The 20,031-nt window shown below is 64.1% G+C and carries 17 protein-coding genes; 13 read left to right on the forward strand and 4 right to left on the reverse strand.

Annotation, left to right across the window (positions count from 1 at the left end; genetic code table 11):
• Positions 1-2: 2 nt before the first annotated feature.
• The 8 genes from hypF (at position 3) to J0W34_RS04960 (ending at position 10,644) form a co-directional block, all read left to right on the forward strand.
• A complete protein-coding gene (gene hypF, locus J0W34_RS04925; protein WP_230970927.1) occupies positions 3-2,333 on the forward strand; it encodes a carbamoyltransferase HypF in 2,331 nt (776 codons plus the stop codon).
• A gap of 7 nt (positions 2,334-2,340) precedes the next feature.
• Positions 2,341-2,586 carry a HypC/HybG/HupF family hydrogenase formation chaperone gene (locus J0W34_RS04930; protein ID WP_227815868.1) on the forward strand — a complete coding sequence of 82 codons (246 nt, stop codon included), beginning with the start codon at positions 2,341-2,343 and terminating at the stop codon, positions 2,584-2,586.
• The gene (hypD, locus tag J0W34_RS04935; RefSeq protein ID WP_230970928.1) at positions 2,583-3,725 is read left to right on the forward strand and encodes a hydrogenase formation protein HypD; all 1,143 of its coding nucleotides are present in this window, start codon (positions 2,583-2,585) and stop codon (positions 3,723-3,725) included. Before J0W34_RS04930 ends, hypD begins: the two co-directional genes overlap by 4 nt.
• A 93-nt stretch (positions 3,726-3,818) precedes the next feature.
• On the forward strand, positions 3,819-5,858 hold the full coding sequence (locus tag J0W34_RS22270) for a methyl-accepting chemotaxis protein (protein WP_230970929.1): 2,040 nt from the start codon (positions 3,819-3,821) through the stop codon (positions 5,856-5,858).
• A gap of 58 nt (positions 5,859-5,916) precedes the next feature.
• Entirely contained in the window at positions 5,917-6,963 is a 1,047-nt protein-coding gene (hypE, locus tag J0W34_RS04945; RefSeq protein ID WP_331001534.1) for a hydrogenase expression/formation protein HypE, read from the forward strand.
• Entirely contained in the window at positions 6,963-8,672 is a 1,710-nt protein-coding gene (locus J0W34_RS04950) for a hydrogenase maturation protein (RefSeq protein ID WP_230970930.1), read from the forward strand. Before hypE ends, J0W34_RS04950 begins: the two co-directional genes overlap by 1 nt.
• Positions 8,672-10,117 (forward strand): sigma-54-dependent transcriptional regulator, encoded by a 1,446-nt coding sequence (locus J0W34_RS04955; protein WP_227815872.1) that lies wholly within the window; start codon positions 8,672-8,674, stop codon positions 10,115-10,117. The genes J0W34_RS04950 and J0W34_RS04955 overlap by 1 nt, the downstream gene beginning before the upstream one ends.
• A gap of 77 nt (positions 10,118-10,194) precedes the next feature.
• Positions 10,195-10,644, forward strand: a complete 450-nt coding sequence (locus tag J0W34_RS04960; protein WP_230970931.1) for a DUF302 domain-containing protein — start codon at positions 10,195-10,197, stop codon at positions 10,642-10,644.
• Between the two features lie 17 nt (positions 10,645-10,661).
• Here the strand turns inward: J0W34_RS04960 and J0W34_RS04965 are convergent, their stop codons facing one another.
• A complete protein-coding gene (locus J0W34_RS04965) occupies positions 10,662-11,903 on the reverse strand; it encodes a cation:proton antiporter (protein ID WP_230970932.1) in 1,242 nt (413 codons plus the stop codon).
• Between the two features lie 104 nt (positions 11,904-12,007).
• Positions 12,008-13,594 (reverse strand): inorganic phosphate transporter, encoded by a 1,587-nt coding sequence (locus J0W34_RS04970; RefSeq protein WP_230970933.1) that lies wholly within the window; start codon positions 13,592-13,594, stop codon positions 12,008-12,010.
• Between the two features lie 235 nt (positions 13,595-13,829).
• On the opposite strand from J0W34_RS04970, the gene J0W34_RS04975 reads away from it, so the two are divergent.
• From J0W34_RS04975 to J0W34_RS04985, 3 genes are read left to right on the forward strand one after another with little or no spacing between them, the layout of a single operon-like run.
• Positions 13,830-14,825 (forward strand): NADH-quinone oxidoreductase subunit B family protein, encoded by a 996-nt coding sequence (locus J0W34_RS04975; protein WP_230970934.1) that lies wholly within the window; start codon positions 13,830-13,832, stop codon positions 14,823-14,825.
• Between the two features lie 13 nt (positions 14,826-14,838).
• Positions 14,839-16,299 carry a nickel-dependent hydrogenase large subunit gene (locus J0W34_RS04980; RefSeq protein WP_230970935.1) on the forward strand — a complete coding sequence of 487 codons (1,461 nt, stop codon included), beginning with the start codon at positions 14,839-14,841 and terminating at the stop codon, positions 16,297-16,299.
• 12 nt (positions 16,300-16,311) lie between these two features.
• Positions 16,312-17,673, forward strand: coding sequence for a sensor histidine kinase (locus tag J0W34_RS04985; RefSeq protein WP_230970936.1), 1,362 nt, complete (start codon positions 16,312-16,314; stop codon positions 17,671-17,673).
• 56 nt (positions 17,674-17,729) lie between these two features.
• On the opposite strand, the gene J0W34_RS04990 is transcribed toward J0W34_RS04985, so the two are convergent.
• On the reverse strand, positions 17,730-18,284 hold the full coding sequence (locus J0W34_RS04990; RefSeq protein WP_227815879.1) for a BON domain-containing protein: 555 nt from the start codon (positions 18,282-18,284) through the stop codon (positions 17,730-17,732).
• Between the two features lie 66 nt (positions 18,285-18,350).
• Positions 18,351-18,524 carry a DUF1328 domain-containing protein gene (locus tag J0W34_RS04995; protein WP_227815880.1) on the reverse strand — a complete coding sequence of 58 codons (174 nt, stop codon included), beginning with the start codon at positions 18,522-18,524 and terminating at the stop codon, positions 18,351-18,353.
• Positions 18,525-18,845: 321 nt separating this feature from the next.
• Here J0W34_RS04995 and J0W34_RS05000 point away from each other — a divergent pair, with 321 nt between their 5' ends.
• On the forward strand, positions 18,846-19,421 hold the full coding sequence (locus J0W34_RS05000; RefSeq protein WP_230970937.1) for a HupE/UreJ family protein: 576 nt from the start codon (positions 18,846-18,848) through the stop codon (positions 19,419-19,421).
• A gap of 288 nt (positions 19,422-19,709) precedes the next feature.
• On the forward strand, positions 19,710-20,021 hold the full coding sequence (locus tag J0W34_RS05005; RefSeq protein ID WP_227815882.1) for a c-type cytochrome: 312 nt from the start codon (positions 19,710-19,712) through the stop codon (positions 20,019-20,021).
• Positions 20,022-20,031: the final 10 nt, after the last annotated feature.

Below are 20,031 nucleotides of genomic sequence, written 5' to 3' on the forward strand. Positions count from 1 at the left end.
CGATGGACGCGCGCACCGACCGTACCGTGCCCTTGCTTGAACGCCGCCGCGTGCGCGTTCGCGGCATCGTGCAGGGGGTCGGCTTCCGGCCCTTCGTGTATCGGCTCGCCCAGGAGCTCGATCTGGCCGGCTGGGTGCGCAATGACGCCGAAGGCGTCGAGATGGAAGTGCAGGGGCTGCCCGGCAACATCTCCGCCTTGCTGGTGCGCATGGTCAAGGAGGCGCCCCGTCTGGCACGGGTGGACCACGTCGAGGCCAACGGCCGCGCGCCGGACCCGGACGATCGTGGTTTCACCATCCGCCCGAGTCATGGCGGCGCGGTGACGACGGCGATTGGCGCCGATACGTCGGTCTGCCCCGACTGTCTGGCCGAGCTGTTCGATCAGGAGAACCGCCGCTGGCGCTACCCCTTCATCAACTGCACGCACTGTGGGCCGCGCTACACGATCACGCGCGCCTTGCCCTATGACCGGGCCAATACCAGCATGGCCGGCTTCACCCAGTGTGAAGCCTGTCAGGACGAATACGAGGCGCCGACGCACCGGCGTTTCCATGCCGAGCCCAATGCCTGTCCGGCATGCGGCCCGAGCCTGAGTTACTACCGCATCGACGGTGTTCGAGTCGCCACCCGCGACCCCATTGCCGAGGCGCTGCTCGCCATCCTGTCCGGGCAGATCGTGGCGATCAAGGGGCTGGGTGGATACAACCTGGTGTGTGACGCGCGCAACCCCGAAGCGGTCGAGCACCTGCGCATGCGCAAGCAGCGCGGCGACAAGCCCTTCGCGGTGATGGTGCTCAACGCCAACTCGGCGCGCCAGTTCGCCCGTGTCGGTCTGCTCGAGGACGAACTCGTGAGCGGCCCGGAGCGCCCGATCGTGCTCATGAACAAACGCCGTGACGCCGAGATGCATCTGTGGGGCGTGGCGCCGGATCTGGGCCAGATCGGTTTCATGCTGCCCAACACGCCGTTGCACTACATGCTGTTTCATGACGAAGCCGGGCGCCCCGCCGGCACACAGTGGCTCGACGAAGTGCACCCGCTGGCGCTGGTGGTGACCTCCGCCAACCCGGGCGGCGAACCGCTGGTGATCGACAACGTGGCGGCCTTCGATCAGCTCAAGGGCATTGCCGACTTCGTGCTCACGCATGATCGCGACATCCTGGTGCGCGCCGACGACAGCGTGATGCGGGTCATCGACCATGCACCGACGACGATACGACGCGGTCGTGGCTACACGCCGCAAGCCATCCGCCTGTCGCGCAAGGGGCCGGCGGTGCTGGCCACCGGCGGCTACCTCAAGAACACGATCTGTCTCACGCGTGGGGACGAGGCCTTTCTCTCTCAGCATGTGGGCGACCTGTCCAATGCGGCCACCTGTGAGGCCATGGACGCGGCCATCGCGCACCTGTCGTCGGTGCTCGAATGCCAGCCCGAATGGATCGCCTGCGATCTTCACCCCGATTTTCACGCCACGCGAGTGGCGCATGCACTGGCGGCCGAGCGCAACCTGCCGCTGGTTGAAGTGCAGCATCACCATGCCCACATTGGCGCCGTGCTGGCCGAGCATTGCTTCGACGGCCCGGTGCTCGGTCTGGCGCTCGACGGCGTCGGCATGGGCGCCGACGGAGACGCCTGGGGCGGCGAGTTGCTGAAGGTGGACGGCGCTCGTTTCGAACGCCTCGGCCATCTGCGTCCGCTGCGCCTGCCCGGTGGGGATCGCGCCGCGCGCGAACCCTGGCGGATGGCCGCTTCGGTGATGTTCGACATCGGCCATGGGGACCTCATTGCGGATCGCTTCGGCGCGCATCGCGGGGCCGACCGGCTTGCCGAGGTGCTGGAAAAGGACATGCGCTGCCCGCCCACCTCGAGCATGGGGCGCTGGTTCGACGCGGCGGCCGGCCTGCTCGGTGTGTGCGACGTGATGCAATACGAAGGCGAAGCGGCCATGCGCCTCGAAGCCCTGGCGGCGGACTACGGTCCGGTGCTGCCCTTGCATCAGGGCTGGTACATCGATCGTGACCGGCAACTCGACCTGCGGCCGCTCATCGCGTCGCTGATGGACGAGCGTCATCCGGCGCGGGGTGCTGCCGTGTTCCACACCACCCTGATTGCCGCACTGGCGGACTGGGTGGTCGATACGGCGCGCGCAGAAGGACTCGATACCGTGGCGCTGGGGGGCGGCTGCTTCCTCAACGCCTTGATCACAGAGGGATTGTCCCGGCGATTGGGCAGTCGGGGTTTAACGGTTTTGCGGGCGCATCAGGCCCCCACGAGCGACGGCGGTCTGTCGCTGGGGCAGGCCTGGGTGGCGATTGCCCGCGCGATGGAGTGACAAGCTTATGTGTCTGGCGATTCCCGCACGCGTGGTGGAATTGATGGAAGAGGACATGGCCCGGGTGGACCTGGGCGGTGTTCGCAAGGAGATTTCCCTGGCCCTGGTCGACGGGATCGAGGTGGGCGACTACGTGATCGTGCACGTGGGTTACGCCCTGTCCAGACTCGACCCCGAAGAAGCCGCGAAGACGCTGGCCCTGTTCGAGGAATCGGGCATGGATCTGCAGGCGATTGCCGAGGGCTCGGCATGAAGTACGTGGATGAGTTCCGCGACGGTGACGTCGCCGCCAGGCTGGCCGAGGCCATTGCCCGCGAATCCGACACCGGGCGCAGCTACGCCTTCATGGAATTCTGCGGGGGCCACACCCACGCCATCTCCCGCTATGGCGTCACCGATCTGTTGCCTGCGAATGTGCGCATGATCCATGGGCCCGGCTGCCCGGTGTGCGTGCTGCCCATCGGCCGCATCGACATGGCCATCCGTCTGGTGCTGGAGCGCCCCGAGGTGATCCTCACCACCTATGGCGACTGCCTGCGGGTGCCGGCCTCCAACCAGCTGTCCCTGCTCAAGGCCAAGGCCCAGGGCGGTGACGTGCGCATGGTGTACTCCGCGGCCGACGCGCTGGCGCTGGCGCAGAAACATCCGGAACGGGAGGTGGTGTTCTTCGCCATCGGCTTCGAGACCACCACGCCGCCGACCGCGCTGGTGATCAAGCAGGCGCGCACCATGGGCCTCAAGAACTTCAGCGTGATCTGCAACCATGTGCTCACGCCCTCGGCGATCATGACCATCCTCGAGTCGCCCGAAGTACGCGAGCTGGGCACGGTGCCGCTGGACGGTTTCATCGGCCCGGCGCACGTGTCCACCATCATCGGTTCCAAGCCCTATGCCTTCTTTGCCGAGGAATATCGCAAGCCGGTGGTGATCGCGGGTTTCGAGCCGCTGGACGTGATGCAGGCCATCCGCATGCTGGTGCGGCAGGTGAATGAAGGCCGGGCGGAGGTGGAAAACGAGTTCACCCGCGCGGTGGACGAGCATGGCAACCTCAAGGCCCAGGCGCTGGTGAGTGAGGTGTTCGAACTGCGCCGAAGTTTCGAGTGGCGCGGTCTGCGCGAAGTGCCGTATTCCGCCCTCAAGATTCGCGAGGGGTTTGGCGAGCAGGACGCCGAGCGCAAGTTCGGTCTCGAATTCACCTCGGTGCCCGATAACAAGGCCTGCGAGTGTGGCGCCATTCTGCGTGGCGTCAAGAAGCCCACCGACTGCAAGATATTCGGCACGGTATGCACGCCCGAAAACCCCATGGGTTCGTGCATGGTCTCGTCCGAAGGGGCCTGCGCCGCGCACTACAACTACGGCCGTTTCCGCGACGTGCCGGTGGTCGCCGCCTGACGTTCGACACGCCGCCGATTCATGCGCATCAAAGATATCGCCTTTCCTGCCGTTATGTGTTCTCACACCAAAAAACGCAGTCAGGAGAACAGCATGGGCATCTTTGGACGCAGCAAACGCGTTGCGGGTCAAGGCTCGAACGGCGTCAGCACGCTCAGCACCAATAGCGCGAATCTGGCCGGCGCCTTGTCCGGCGTGCGCGTCAAGCCCACCTTCGTGGTCGGATACGTGTCGCCGCATATCGATATTGACCGGGTGGCCTCGCAGGTGCGCAACGCATTTCCGGGCGCTGCGCTGGCCTTCTGTTCCACCGCAGGGGAGTTGTGCAGCGACGGTGGCGGTCTGTACTGCAAGGCCGATGGTTCCTGGGATGGCATCGTGCTGCAGCTGTTCGACGCCAGCATCGTTGCGCGCGCCCAGGTTGTTTCGTCCCCGCTCGAATGCGACGACTTGCGTGGTGGTTCGGTCGGCATGCCGCTCAAGAACCGCATCGAGCGGATCAAGAGCAACATTGAACAGCTCAACACCGACATTCACATCGATCACCGCGATACGCTCGCCTATGTGCTCTTCGACGGCCTGTCGGCCTCCGAGTCCTTCTTCATGGAGGCGCTTTACGATTCGGGCCGGTTCCCCTGCCTGTTCGTGGGCGGCTCTGCCGGCGGCAAGTTCGATTTCAAGAACACCTACCTGCACGACGGCAACCGTCGTCTCGAAAACCATGCGCTGGTCGTGTTCCTGAAGATGGCACCGGGGGTGCGTTTCGGCGTGCTCAAGAGCCAGAACTTCGAGCCGGCGGGCGAGCAGTACCAGATTCTTTCCGCCTCGGTGGAGCAGCGCTTCGTCAATCAGGTGGTCGATCGCAACGGCCAGATCAGAACACTGGTCGATGCCCTGTGTGACACGCTCAAGTGCGGCCCGGCCGAACTCGAGGCCAAGCTGGCCGAATACTCCTTTGCCATCAAGGTGGGCAAGGAGCTGTTCGTGCGCTCCATCTCCCAACTCGACGTGGACAATGGTCGGGTGCATTTCTACTGCGATCTGGCGCCGGGCGACGACCTGCATCTGGTGCGCCGGACGAGTCTCGTCAGCACCACCGAAAACGACATGCAGCGCTTCATGCGCGGCAAACCGGTCAAGCCGATTGCCGGTATCCTGAACGACTGCATCCTGCGTCGCCTCTACAACGACAAGGAGCTGAGCAGCATGGGGCGCGTTCTTGACGGCGTGCCGGTGGCCGGTTTCTCCACGTTCGGTGAAATCCTCGGCCTGAACCTCAACCAGACCCTCACGGCGGTGTTCTTCTTCCGCGTGGCGCAAGGGCAGAGTTTTCATGACGAGTACGTGGACAACTTTGTTGCCCACTACGGCGAGTTCAAGGCCTTCTTCCTGCGGCGCCAGATTGCCAAGCTCTCAGGGCTGTCCAACGTCGTGGTCAGCCAGATCGACGACTTCAAACGACAGCGCTTCGATACCACCCTGGACATGACCGGGCTGGACGAGAGCATGGCGCGTGTCTTCAAGGGCATGAACGACCTGGGCGCCGAGCTGGCCAACTCTCACTCGCTGCGCGAGGCCACGGCGCACAAGCTGTCCGACTGTGCCAACGATCTGTATGGCTCCATGAGCGAACTGGGCGAGCACATTGTTGCCCAGGAGAATACCGTGGAGGAGGCGGCCAGCACCGTCCAGAGCCTGACCGGGCGCGCCACCGAGGTCGCGGGCAGCGCCCGTGATCTGGCCGAGGCCAGTGAGCGCATCCAGAGCGTGGTCGAGGCCATCCAGCAGATTGCCGACCAGACCAACCTGCTGGCCCTGAATGCGGCCATCGAAGCGGCACGCGCCGGTGAGGCGGGGCGCGGTTTTTCGGTGGTGGCCGACGAGGTCCGCAAGCTGGCCGAAAAGTCGCGCGACAGCGCAGACGATATCGGTCGCGACATCACGCATCTGGCCGGCGAGATCGGCCGCGTGGCCGAAGATATCGAAGCGCAGTCCGGCGGTGTTGCCGAGCTGTCTTCCCTGCTCGCCGCCATTCAGGACTCGAGCCGGCAAACCCATGGCACCGCGGAGCACACGCGTCGCGTGGCCGACACCCTGAAGGATCTGACCCAAACGGAGTATTCGTCGCGCTGACCCGATGACGAGTGGCCCCGGTGGCCACTGACGGGGATGTGCGGCCATAAAAAAGACAATGAAGGAAAACTACGTACGTCCCCTCGACATCAAACGCGGTCGCGTCGATCTCTCCCATGGCGCGGGTGGTCGTGTCTCCGCGCAACTGATTCGCGAGCTGTTTGCCAGACATTTTTCCAATCCCGCGCTCGACGCCGGTGACGACGGCGCCGTTCTGCCGGCGCTCGCGCCCGGCGAGCGTCTGGTCATGGCCACCGACGCCCATGTGGTTTCGCCGCTGTTCTTCCCCGGCGGCGACATCGGCTGCCTGTCGGTGCACGGCACGGTCAACGATGTGGCTGTGATGGGCGCCCGCCCCCTGTATCTGTCGGCCAGCTTCATTCTCGAAGAGGGCTATCCGCTCGCCGATCTGGCGCGCATCGTCGAATCCATGGGCAAGGCCGCGCGCGATGCCGGAGTGCCGATCGTGACCGGCGACACCAAGGTGGTCGAGGCGGGCAAGGGCGATGGGGTGTTCATCTCCACCACCGGCGTGGGGGCCTTGCCGGCCGGGATCGACCTCTCTGGCCGCAATGCACGCCCGGGCGATGCAATTCTGCTGTCCGGGTCCATTGGCGACCACGGCATGGCCATCATGGCGCAGCGCGAGTCCTTGTCCTTCGATTCCGAAATCGTCTCCGATACCGCGGCCCTGCATGGCCTAATCGCCCAGTTGCTCGAAGCGGTGCCGACCGTGCGTGTGCTGCGCGACCCGACCCGCGGTGGCCTGGCCACTACGCTCAACGAAATCGCTCAGCAGTCTGGCGCCGGCATGGTGCTCGACGAGAAGGCCATTCCCGTGCGCGAGCAGGTCGATGCCGCGTGCGAGTTGCTGGGTCTCGATCCGCTCTATGTGGCCAACGAGGGCAAGGTGATTGCCGTGGTGCCGGCCGAAGATGCCGATGCCGCGCTCGCAGCCATGCGTGCGCATCCCCTGGGTGCCGAGGCGGCCAGGATCGGCGACGTGATCGAAGACAGCAATGGCTTTGTTCAGATCAAGACCGGTTTTGGCGGCAAGCGCATGGTCGACTGGCTCTCCGGCGAGCAGTTGCCGAGGATCTGCTGATGCGGATCCTGCTGCTGACGCATACCTTCAACAGCCTGACCCAACGCCTCTTTGCCGAACTGCGCGCCGACGGGCATCTCGTGTCGGTGGAGTTCGATATCGCCGACTCGGTCACCGAAGAGGCGGTTGCCCTGTTCGCCCCCGACGTGATCGTTGCGCCCTTTCTCAAACGTGCCGTGCCTGAATCGGTGTGGCGTCGGCATCTCACGCTGATTGTGCACCCGGGCGTGGTGGGTGACCGAGGGCCGTCGGCGCTCGACTGGGCGATCATGAACGACGAGTCCGAGTGGAGCGTGACCGTGCTTCAGGCCGAGGCCGAGATGGATGCCGGGCCGGTATGGGCGACGCGGGAGTTCCCCATGCGCGAGGCCACCAAGGCCAGCCTGTATCGCAACGAGGTCACGGCGGGCGCGCTGGCGGCCGTGCGTGAAGCGCTGGGTCATGTCGATGACTGGCGCCGTGGCGCCTGGCAGCCGGTTCCGCCTGCGCAATGGCCGAATGCGCGCGGCGAGTGGCGTGCGCTGATGCGCCAGGCCGACCGCCGTATCGATTGGGCACAGGACGATACGCGCACCGTGTTGCGCAAGATTCGCGCAGCCGACGGCTTCCCCGGCGTGGCGGATGCCCTGTTCGGGGGGCCCTGCCATCTTTTCGATACGCGTGCCGGCCATGGCCAGGGCCGGCCGGGCGAGGTCATTGGCCGTTGTGGCGGCGCCTTGCTGCGTGCCACCGTGGATGGGGCCGTATGGATTGGTCACGTCAAACGCGGCGGCAGCGACGATCCCTACAAGCTGCCCGCGGCGCTGGCCTTCGCCGACGAGGCGGCTGACGTGCCCGAGGTCGAGGGCGTCGACGAGATCGACTACCGGGAGCGCGACGACGGCCAGGTCGGCTATCTGAGCTTCGATTTCTACAACGGCGCCATGGGCCCGGAGCAGTGCCGACGACTCGAAGCGGCGATTCGCCAGGCGGGTGAGCGGCCAACCCGTGTCCTCGTGCTCGAAGGCGGGCGGGATTTCTGGTCCAACGGCATTCACCTGAATCTGATCGAAGCCGCTGGCTCGGCGGCCGACGTGTCGTGGGACAACATTCAGGCCATGGATGATGTGTGCCTTGCGATCCTGCAGATGACCGACAAACTCACGGTCGCGACCCTGCGCGGCAACGCGGGCGCCGGCGGATGTTTTCTCGCGCTGGCGGCCGATGCCGTGTGGGCGCGTGAAGGCGTGGTGCTCAATCCGCACTACAAGAACATGGGCAACCTGTTCGGCTCCGAGTACTGGACCTACCTGTTGCCCAAGCGGGTGGGCGCGGCGCGGGCGCGCGGCATCATGGAAGACCGCTTGCCACTGCGTGCGCAGGATGCCGTATCCCAAGGGCTGATCGACGCTTGCTTTGGAAACGATCTTTCCACTTTCGAGAGGGAAGTTTCGAAGCGCGCCACCGCCATGGCGTCCGATCCCGGCTATGCTGAGCATCTGAACGATAAAAAGGCGGCGCGCGAACGCGACGAGGCAATCAAGCCCCTGACCGCCTACCGACAGGAGGAGCTGCAGCACATGCACCGCAATTTCTTCGGGTTCGACCCGAGTTATCACGTGGCGCGCTACCACTTCGTGGCCAAGACACCGCAATCGTGGACGCCGCGACATCTGGCCATTCACCGCGAGATTGGCTGGCAGACGCCCGATACGGCGGAGACGTGCTGATGGTCGCCGAAATGCCCGCCGTCCTCGTCATCGATGACGAGATCCGTTCCCTGGAAGCCTTGCAGCGGACGCTCGAAGAAGATTTCGTGGTGTTCACCGCCTCATCCGCCGAGGACGCCAAGGCCATTCTCGAACGCGAGTGGATTCGCATCGTGCTGTGTGATCAGCGCATGCCCGGCACCTCCGGCGTGCAGTTCCTGACCGAAGTGCGTGAGCGCTGGCCCGACGCCATCCGCATCATCATCTCCGGCTACACCGAGTCCGAAGACATCATCGCCGGCATCAACGAAGCCGGCATCTATCAGTACCTGCTCAAGCCCTGGCAGCCCGAGCAATTGCTGCTGACCCTGCGTGGCGCGGCCGAGTTGTATCGCTTGCAGGCCGACAACCAGCGCATGTCGGTGGACCTGAAAGTGGCCGAGCCGGTGTTGCGTCAGCGGGTGGCGGAAAAGCGCGAGGCGGTGCGGCGCAACTTCGCCACCGACGCCATCCTGCGCGCGGCCGATTCGCCCATGAATGCGGTCTGCGAACTCCTGGAGAAAGTCGCCCGGGTCGACGTGCCGGTGTTGCTCACCGGAGAATCGGGCACCGGCAAAGAGTTGCTCGCCCGCGGCCTGCATCTGGCCAGCTCACGCAACGCGGAACCGTTCGTGACCGAAAACTGCGGCGCCGTGCCCGACCAGCTGCTCGAATCTGAGCTCTTCGGCTACAAGCGCGGTGCCTTTACCGGCGCCTATGAAGACCGGGTGGGCCTGTTCAAGCAGGCCGATGGGGGTTTGATCTTTCTCGATGAGATCGGCGAAACCTCGGCGGCCTTCCAGGTCAAGCTGCTGCGGGTACTGCAAGAGGGCGAGGTACGCCCGATCGGCGCGCCGCGCCCCATCCCGGTCGATTCACGGGTGATTGCGGCCACCAACCGGGATCTCGAAGTTGAGGTGCGCGAAGGGCGTTTCCGCGAGGATCTGTATTACCGGATTGCCGCCATCACCGTGACCGTGCCGCCGCTGCGTGAGCGCACCATGGACATCTCCTTGATTGCCCAGGCCTTTGCGGACGAGATCTTTACCACCATCGGCGCTGAGCCGCAGGAACTGGATCGTGAAATCCAGGCTTGCATGACGGCCTACCGCTGGCCGGGCAACGTGCGCGAACTGCGCAACGAAGTGCTGCGCATGGTGGCGCTGGCCGACGGCGGGCCCTTGCGCGCGGCCGATCTGTCGCCGCGCGTGTTGCGTGCCGGCGAAGCCGAGGACGAACAGGAGCTGTCACTGCTGGCCGGTCTGGATGGCGATCTCAAGAGCCGTCTCGAGGCCCTGGAGGCGCGCATCGTCAAGGAGAGCCTCATCCGCCATCGCTGGAACAAGACCCGTGCGGCCAAGGAACTCGGGCTGTCCCGCGTGGGCCTCAGAAACAAGCTGTCACGCTACGGGTTGGAACGGGACTGATCGGCGCGGTCTGATGGATGTAAGGATGCGACCGGCATGCCGGTCCAACTCCTGTCACCCATCCAGAGGAGATCGACATGATCCGTTCCACGCTTGCCGCATGCGCCCTTGCAGCCACCGCGACCGCCGTTCACGCCACGGACGGGCTGATCACCGTTCAGAGCCCGCATTCACCCCAGGCCACCATGGACCGCTTTGCCTCGGTGGTGGCATCGAAAGGCATGAAGGTGTTTGCGCGCATCGATCATGCGGCGGGCGCGGCCAGCGTCGGTCAGAGCCTGCGCCCGACCGAACTGATCATTTTCGGCAATCCCAAGGGCGGCACGCCCCTGATGCAATGCGCCCAGTCCGCCGGTATCGATCTGCCGCTCAAGGCCATGGTCTGGCAGGACGACGCGGGCCAGACGTGGCTCGGCTACAACGACCCGGTGTGGATCGCGGCGCGCCACGGCGCGGCTGACTGCGCCGTGGTGCCGGCGATGGCCAAGGCGCTATCGGCCTTCTCGAGTGCGGCCACCGCCCCCTGACGTGCCCCCGAGGGGGCTCAGGCGGATCTCGAATGGACAGCGCGGCGCACTACCGCGCCGACACTGAGCCCCTGAACGAAGATCGAGCAGACCACCACTGCGTAGGTCAGGGCGAGCACGATGTCGCGTTCCGTGCCGGTCGGGATCGAAAGCGCCAGTGCCACTGAAATACCCCCGCGCAGGCCACCCCAGGTCAGCACCTTCCACGAGCCCTCGGGCAGGCGGAAGACCCGGTTGAACATGGCGACCGGTGCGCCGACGGCCACCAGACGGGCAAACAGGGTGATCAGAATGACCAGCGCAATCGAGGTCGCCAGGCCCGGTGCGTAGTCGATGACCACGATCTCGAGGCCGATGAGCACGAACAGGACGGCGTTGAGCATGGCATCGATCAGGTCCCAGAACATGTCCAGGTACTGGCGCGTGGTCTGGCTCATGGCGCGCTCGCGGCCATGGTTGCCCACGATCAGGCCGGCCACTACCATGGCCAGCGGGCCGGAGAAGTGCAGGTGGGTGGCCAGGGCATAACCGCCGAGCACGGCCGCCAGCGTGATGAGCACTTCTTCCTGGTAGCTGTCGATGCTCTTGAGCAACTGGTAGGTGACGAAGCCGAGCAGCAGACCGAAGAGGACGCCGCCACCCACTTCCTCGGCAACCAGCAGACCCACATGGCTCGCATCGGGCGCCTGACCGCTGGTTGCGGCGGCGAGCAGGATGGTGAAGACCACCACGCCCACGCCGTCGTTGAACAGGGATTCGCCGGCGATCATCAGTTCCATCTGTTTGGGTGCGCCGGCCTTCTTGACGATACCCATGACGGCAATCGGGTCGGTGGGGGAGATGAGCGCGCCGAACAGCAGGCAGTAGATCAGCGGGATATCCACCCCGGCCAGCGGCAGGATGAAGTACACCGCATAGCCGACAATGAAGGTGGAGACCAGCGTGCCGACCACGGCCAGCGCGCCGATCTGCCACTTGAGCGTCTTGAGCTCGGACAGATCCACATGCAGCGCGCCGGCGAAGAGCAGCAAGGAGAGCATGCCCTGCATGAGCACTTCAGAGAAATTCACCGATTCGAGCAGTGAGACCTCGTATTCGAGCAGGGTGCTGACACCGAGGTGGTTGAGCCCGAACAGGACCAGTGACAGCCCCATGGCGATCGCCATGACGCCGATGGTGGTGGGTAGCTTGATGAAGCGGATGTTCACGTACGCCATGAGCGCCGTGAGCACGAGAAAGATCACTGCGGTATCAAACATGAAGGTCGGTTCCCCTGAAAAACAAAAGCGCCAGTCATTGACTGGCGCCTGCTGTTGCTGCTGCCCGGCGCGTGCGACGCAGGTCGATTACGCCGTCATTTTTGTCAGGGCAGCATCATGCCGCGAATCATGTAGAACAGCAATGCTGCCATCAGCGCCGAGGCAGGCACGGTGATCACCCAGGCCGCAGCAATACGCATGAGCTGCGAGCGTTTGACCAGTTCGTAGCGATACACCTGCTTGAGCGCCTTGCGTTCCTGCTTGGAGAAGTGTGCCGGGTCAAGCTGCGCCTTGGCCTGCGCCTTGAGCTCGTTGAGCATGGTGCCCTTTTCGGCCACCGGTGCCTTGTTGAAGCGCTCCATGAATGCGTCGATCGCCTGCTGGTCGCCCTCCGGGTGATGGGCCTTGATTTCGTCCTCGATGCGCGCGTATTTGCGCTTGATCCATTCGCGCAGGAAGCCGACCCCGAACACACCGCCCACGGCGATGTGGGTGGAACTGACCGGCAGGCCCAGCTGGCTGGCAATGATGACCGTGATGGTGGCGGCCATGGCGATGCAGTAGGCGCGCGTCTGGTCGAGTTCGGTGATTTCGGACCCGACCGTCTTGATCACTTTGGGGCCGTACAGGGCCAGGCCGAATGAGATGCCGATGGCGCCGATCATCATGACCCACACGGGGATGGTCGCTTTGGCGTGGAACTCGCCGTCGAGTGAGCCGAGTGCGTCGACAATGGCCGCCAGCGGGCCGACCGCGTTGGCCACGTCGTTGGAACCATGGGCGAAGGAGAGCAGGGCCGCGGCGAAGATCAGCGGCACGGTGAACAGTTGCTTCACCCCGTTCTTGTCATTGGGCAGCTTGTTTGCCTGACGGGCGATCAGTGGCTTCACGATCAGGTAGATCAGCACCGAAACGATCAGGCCATACACCACCGCCTCGCCGAAACCCACTTTCCAGATGGCCTTGAGCCCCTTGAGCATCAGGTAGGTGGCCGAGGTCCACGCCATGATGGCGATGAGCAGCGGCACCCACTTGAGTGCGGCCTTGCGCATGTCCGAGGTGTAGGTGATGCGATGCTTGATCAGGTAGAGAAACCCGGCCGCAATCAGGCCGCCCATGACCGGCGAGATCACCCAGCTGGCGGCAATCTGGCCCACCTTGCCCCAGTTGGCCACGCCGAAGCCGCTCGCTGCGATGCCGGCACCGAGGACGGCGCCGACGATGGAGTGCGTGGTCGACACCGGCGCGCCCACTGCCGTGGCGATGTTGAGCCAGATGGCGCCGGCAAGCAGGGCGGCCAGCATCAGCCAGATGAAGGTTTCGCCGCGAGGCAGCATGGAAGCGTCGATGATGCCCTTGCGGATGGTGCCAACCACTTCGCCGCCGGCAATGAGCGCACCGGCCGCCTCGAACACCGCAGCGATGACCAGCGCCAGCCCCAGCGTCATGGCCTTGGAGCCCACGGCGGGCCCGACGTTGTTGGCCACATCATTGGCCCCGATGTTCAGGGCCATGTAGCCGCCGACCACGGCCGCGGCCACCAGCATGGCATTGAAGTGGCCATCGATGCCGCGGGCAGAGGCGAAGAGCATCACGCCAATGATGAACAACATCCCCATGCCGAAGCGGAACAGCTCGCCGCTTGACGGCTTGGTGGCTTCTTCTATCTTGCTGATGTGCTTGAGTTCCACGCGGCAATTCCCTCGATGCCCGAACGAAGGCGTGATTGTTTCAGATTTGAGACATGAAATAAATGCGTCATCTCAATCCCTTGGCCGGGGGACGCTGATCCCGTTCGAGACGCAGCGACCGGGATGAATGGGCATCGCGTGGAGGCTGACCGGTCGGTTCGGGCAGGCTTCGAATGCTGCGGTGCGGCACGCGTCCGGGGCGACGTTCGAGGACGTCTGTGATTCAATAGCAATCATGAATGTGCTCTGGCTCCAATCCGGTGGCTGTGGCGGCTGCACCATGTCGATGTTGTGCGCGGAAACGCCCGACCTCCTGGGCATGCTCGCGGACGCCGATATCCATTTCCTCTGGCATCCCAGTCTCTCCGAAGAAAGCGGTAGCGAAGCGGTCTCGGTGCTTGATCGCTGCGTCTCTGGCGAGTTGCCTCTCGACGTGCTGTGTGTCGAAGGCTCCCTCTTGCGTGGTCCGAACGGCACGGGGCGTTTCCACATGCTCGCCGGGACCGGCACCCCCATGATCGAGTGGGTCTCGAAGCTTGCAGCGCGGGCGCGTCACACCATGGCGGTTGGCACCTGCGCGGCATTCGGCGGGGTCACGTCCGGCGGCCTGAACCCGACCGATGCCTGCGGCCTGCAATATGAAGGCGCAACGCCCGGGGGGCTGCTCGGTGCGGATTTCCGCAGTGGATCGGGCCTGCCGGTCATCAACGTGGCAGGCTGTCCAACGCATCCGGACTGGGTCATCGAGAGTCTGATGGCCCTGTCGATGGGCGAAATGGGCGCCGAGGCGCTCGATGAAGTGGGGCGCCCCCGTTTCTATGCCGATCATCTGGTGCACCACGGGTGTTCCCGCAACGAGTTCTACGAGTTCAAGGCCAGCGCCGAGAAGCCGTCGGACATGGGGTGCATGATGGAGCACATGGGCTGCAAGGGCACCCAGGCCCACGCCGATTGCAACCTGCGTCCGTGGAATGGCAACGGGTCGTGCACTTCGGGCGGTTATCCCTGCATCAGCTGCACCGAGCCCGGCTTCGAGGAACCGGGCCACCCCTTCGCCGAAACCCCCAAGGTCAGCGGTATCCCCATCGGCTTGCCCACCGACATGCCCAAGGCGTGGTTCGTGGCGCTGGCCGCGCTGTCCAAGTCGGCCACGCCCAAGCGGGTGCGGGTCAACGCCACGTCCGACCACACGGTGATCGCGCCGGCCAATCGAAAGACGGGTCTGAAGTGAGGGGCGAGCGCCGATGAGTCGAACCGTTCTGGGCCCCTTCAACCGGGTCGAAGGCGATCTCGAGGTCAGCCTTGAGGCCGCTGACGGTCAGGTCAGTGCCGCCTGGGTGAATTCGCCCATGTATCGTGGATTCGAGCAGATTCTGCAGGGCAAGGCGCCGCATGATGCGCTGGTGATGGTGCCGCGCATCTGCGGGATCTGCTCCGTGTCGCAATCGGTGGCCGCCGCGGCCGCCCTGACGAATGCGGCAGGGGCACAGGTGCCCGTCAATGGCGAGCGCGCCATCAACCTGATGCTGGCAACGGAAAACCTGGCCGATCACTTCACCCACTTCTATCTCTTTTTCATGCCCGACTTTGCGCGCGAAGCGTATGCGGGGACCCCCTGGTTCGACCCGGTGGCCGCCCGCTTCAGGGCGATCAAGGGCAGCGCGACGGCTGAAGCCTTGCCCGCACGCGCCCGCTTCTTGCAGATCATGGGCCTGCTGGCGGGCAAATGGCCGCACACCCTGACCATTCAGGCCGGCGGCTCGGCCCGGGCCGTCAGCGCGAACGAGCGTATCCGGCTGCTGTCGATGATTCGCGAATTCCGCCAGTGGCTGGAGCGCCACCTGTTTGGTGATCGGCTGGAGGCGGTCTGTGCGCTGGAGTCGATCGACGACTTGATGTCGTGGGCAACCGGCGACGGGCCACGCGGTGCCGACCTGGGGCGTTTCGTACAGCTGTGCGATGCGCTCGACTTGCATACACTGGGACAGGCGCCGGAGGTGCCGCGCTACATGAGTTTCGGCAATTATCCTGTCGAGGGCACGCCGGCCCTTGCGCGCGGGGTGTGGCACGCGGCAGCCCAGCGGCTAGAACCGATGGTGTCCAGCGACATTGTCGAAGACCTCTCCCATGCGTGGATGGCAGGGGGGGGCGCTGCGCATCCGCTCAAGGGCAGTACCTTGCCGGATCTGGATAAAGCCGATGCCTACAGCTGGTGCAAGGCGCCACGCTGGCAGGGGCAGGTGGTCCAGTGCGGTGCCCTGTCCCGCCAGGTGGTGTCGGGTCATCCGCTGGCGCGCGACATGGTGGCGCGCGCGGGGGGCAACGTCATGAGCCGGGTGATCGGCCGCTTGCTCGAGATCGCCCGCATCGTGCCCATGATGGAACAGTGGACGCGCGCCCTGGAGCCGGGGGCGCCTTTTCACGCGTCAGTGAGCCTGCCCTCGGACGGCGAGGGCGTCGGCATGGTGGAGGCCGCTCGCGGGTCGCTGGGCCACTGGCTGGTGATCCGGCGCGGACGCATCCACAACTATCAGATCATTGCGCCGACCACCTGGAACTTCTCCCCGCGGGATGCCCAAGGCGTGCCGGGCGCGCTCGAACAGGCGCTGGTGGGCACGCCCGTCGAGACCGGGCGCGAGATGCCCGTACGCGTTCAGCATGTGATACGGTCTTTTGATCCCTGCATGGTGTGCACCGTGCACTGAGGGCGGCAAAACATGAGTGACACCGGCAACCGGGCCGAGGACATCGGTCACACCGGACACCCCGGCGAACTGGTCGGCGTGGGTGAGGACATGTGGATGGAAGTCATCCACAAGATGGACGAGGTCTATTCCGACCTGTTGCAGTACGAAGTGGCCCTGGAAGAGAAGAACGCCAAGCTCGAAGAGAGCCAGCAGTTCATCTTCTCGGTGCTCACGGCGATGTCCGACATCCTCGTGGTGATTGGCCGAGATGGCAGCATCGAAGACGTCAACCCGGCCTTCGAACAGATCACCGGGCGGCGGACCGAAGATCTGCGCGGCACCTCGATTTTCGATCTGTTCGGCACCGAAGAGGCCCGTGACGAGGCGCGCAAGCTGTTCAGCCCCTTGAGCGATGGAGAGGTCCGTGACCGGGAGTTGCCGCTGCGAGGGAACGATGGCCAGTTGGTGCCGGTGTCGTTCAACTGCCGCCCCCGCTTCAGTGTGGTGGGCAAATCCCTCGGTCTGGTGGTGACCGGACGGCCGATCGGCGAATTGCAGAAGGCCTACCATCAGCTGCGTCAGGCGCATGAAGACCTCAAGCTCACCCAACAGCAACTGCTGCATTCGGAAAAGATGGCCTCACTGGGGCGTCTGGTGGCGGGTGTGGCCCATGAACTGAACAACCCGATCAGCTTCATTCTCGGCAATGTGCATGCGTTGCGCCGGTATGCCGGCCGTCTTGAGGAGTATCTGGGGGCCGTGCACGAGGGCGGGGCGGTGGATCATCTAGCCGAACTGCGCCAGCGTCTGCGCATCGACCGGATTCTCGATGATCTCAATCCGCTGATCGATGGCACCATCGAGGGGGCCGAACGGACCCGCCAGATCGTCGATGGACTGAAACGTTTCTCTGCGGTCGATCGGGACGAGCAACAGCATTTCGATCTCACCGAGGTTCTTGAGCGCTCGGTGCGCTGGGTGTGTCAGGCCGCGCGCAAGTCCTTTGATGTGGTCATCGATCTGCCGGGGCCGTTGCCCGTGGTGGGCTCGCCCGGGCAGATGCAGCAGGTGCTCATGAATCTGGTCCAGAACGCCTTCGATGCGACCCGCGAGGTCGAAACACCCCGGCTGGAAATCACCGGTGTCCGACAGCAAAGCGATGAAGAAGACCTGATCGAACTGCGCTTTCATGACAACGGATCGGGCATTGCGCCGGGGAATCTGCCGCACGTGTTCGATCCATTTTTCACCACCAAGCCGGTCGGACAGGGCACCGGGCTCGGCTTGTCCATCAGTTATGGCATCGTCGAGCACCACGGAGGACGTCTCCAGGCCAGAACCGACCCGCGAGGCGGTGCGGTGTTCGTGCTCACCATGCCACTCGATACCTGAGCAGCTCGCCAAAAAAAAGCACCCCGCAGGGTGCTTTTTCTCTGGATCAAGTGTGCTCAGCTCTTGAGCACGATCTCGTTCTTGACCGACTTGACGCCCTCGACGCCCATAGCCAGCTTGCCGGCCAGCTCACGCATCTCGGTGGTGGTCACAACGCCTTCGAGCATGACCACACCTTCTTTCGTGGTGACGTCGATGTCCATGCCATCGAGCACTTCGGAGTCGATGATCCGGGCTTTGACTTTGGTGGTAATGGCGGTGTCTTCCACGGCCTGACCGGCGTCAGCCAGCGACTCAGAGACAGCTTCACCCGCGTTGTTCGCTGCAGCCTTGGTGTCCGACCATAGCTCCTTCGCGCCTTCCTTGACGTCCTGTGTGGTGGCCGCAACCTTGTCGCCGGCCTCGTCGGCTGCCTCGCTGGCCTTCATTTCAGCTTCGTTCGCGGCCTGTTTGGCATCGACCTTGGCTTCCTGCATTTCCTGCTTGGTTTCGGCGATGGTCTTGTCGAGCTGTTCGCCAGCCGTCATGTTGTCATCGTTAGAGCAGGCCGCCAGCAAGATGGTGGTAGCCGACAGCGTGGCGATGGCGATATTGCGTTTGGTGAACTTCATTTGTATCTCCTTGAATGGGTTCAATGCTTGATCTTGATTCGTGCGTATGACTTGAATCGGTCACGCTCAGGTGACCGATTTGAAGACCGTCAGGCCGAGGACCAGGAAAAGGACAAACAGGGCGACGGCAATAAAGAACAGGATTTTGGCGATGGATGCGGCGCCGGCGGCGATGCCGGTAAAGCCGAACAGGCCGGCCAGAATCGAGACAATGAAGAAAATCAGAGCCCACTTGAGCATGCTAACCTCCGCTTGGTGTTGTGTTGGTTGAGCCGGTTGCTGCCGGTGACGCTTCAACTTTATGTGTTTGCCATGCGTCGACCTGTAGGAGACAGCTGCAAAGCGTGTAGGACGCGGTGAAGCGCGCGAGTCGGAATCCACGTTCGACCGGGTGGTCGAAGCGCATCCATCTGCGTGCGGCAAGTGGAAGCGCAATTGACACACCGTGGTTGAGTGAAGAGGCTAAACGCCTGTCTGGACTGGGTTTTTGCCTTGGCACGCATCTTGATACGTAATCACGAAAAACTCGTTTCATACCGCACAAAATTCAGGAGGCTCAACATGGTTCATTCCCGTCTTATCGTCGCCCTCGCGCTGCTGGCCGGCTCGGGCGCTGCAATGGCGCATAGCGGCCACCACGGGGCCGGGTTCGCCACCGGTTTTGCTCACCCCTTCAGTGGCCTCGATCACCTGCTGGCCATGGTCGCTGTGGGCCTGTTCGCCACCCGCATGCAGGGCGCCTCGCGCGTTGCGGTGCCGGGGGCATTCGTGCTGGCCATGATCGTCGGTGCGCTCGCGGGTGCCGGCGGTGTCTTCATGCCGCTGCAGGAAGCCGGCATTGCCGCTTCACTGCTTGTGTTCGGTCTCGCCCTGGCAGTCGCCCTTCGGGCCCCCACAGCGCTTGCTCTGCCGATGGTGGCCTTTTTCGGTCTGTTCCACGGTTCTGCTCACTTTGCCGAAATGGGCGCCGGCTCGCTGGTGACCTATATGGCTGGTTTCGTCGCGGCAACCGCCGCGTTGCATGCTGCCGGCTTTGCGCTGGGGCAGTGGATGCCGCGCAGCTCGCTGGGCCGCGTCGCCAAGCGAGCCACGGGTGTCGCCATTGCAACGACCGGCGCGATCATGCTTGGTGCCTGATTTCCCTCCTCGTCGCACATCAAGGGCGCCACTCGGCGCCCGTTTTTTTATCTCGTCCAGTGCATGTGGTGTGCACGCAACATGTCGATGCGATCCGGGCTTGGCCTTCACGGCGCGCCACTGGCAGAATGCGTGTCAACCCCTAGCGCCCGTCGGGCGTTAACGAGAGCGTTGCCCAACAATGCGTCAGACATTGAGGGCATGCAGCTTGGTTTTGATTCACGTAGCCACGGCTTCGCATTAGAATCGACTAATACTCATTCCTCACTGTAAAAAGGAAAGACTCACATGAAAGCACTCGTTGTCGCGACCGCTGCTGCTGGCCTGCTCATGGCTGGCCACGCCATGGCTGATGGCGCCGAACTGGCCAAGTCCAAGAACTGCCTGGCCTGTCACGCCGTCGACAAGAAACTGGTCGGCCCTTCCTACAAAGACGTGGCGGCCAAGTATGCGGGTCAGGAAGGCGCTGTTGCCATGCTGACCGAGAAGGTCATGAAAGGTGGTAAGGGCACCTGGGGTCCGGTCCCGATGCCGCCTAACCCGCAAGTGTCGGCCGAAGAGGCCAAGACGCTGGTCGAGTGGGTTCTGGCCCAGAAGTAATTCGGACCTG

The organism is Nitrogeniibacter aestuarii, assembly GCF_017309585.1.
GTDB lineage: Bacteria > Pseudomonadota > Gammaproteobacteria > Burkholderiales > Rhodocyclaceae > Nitrogeniibacter > Nitrogeniibacter aestuarii.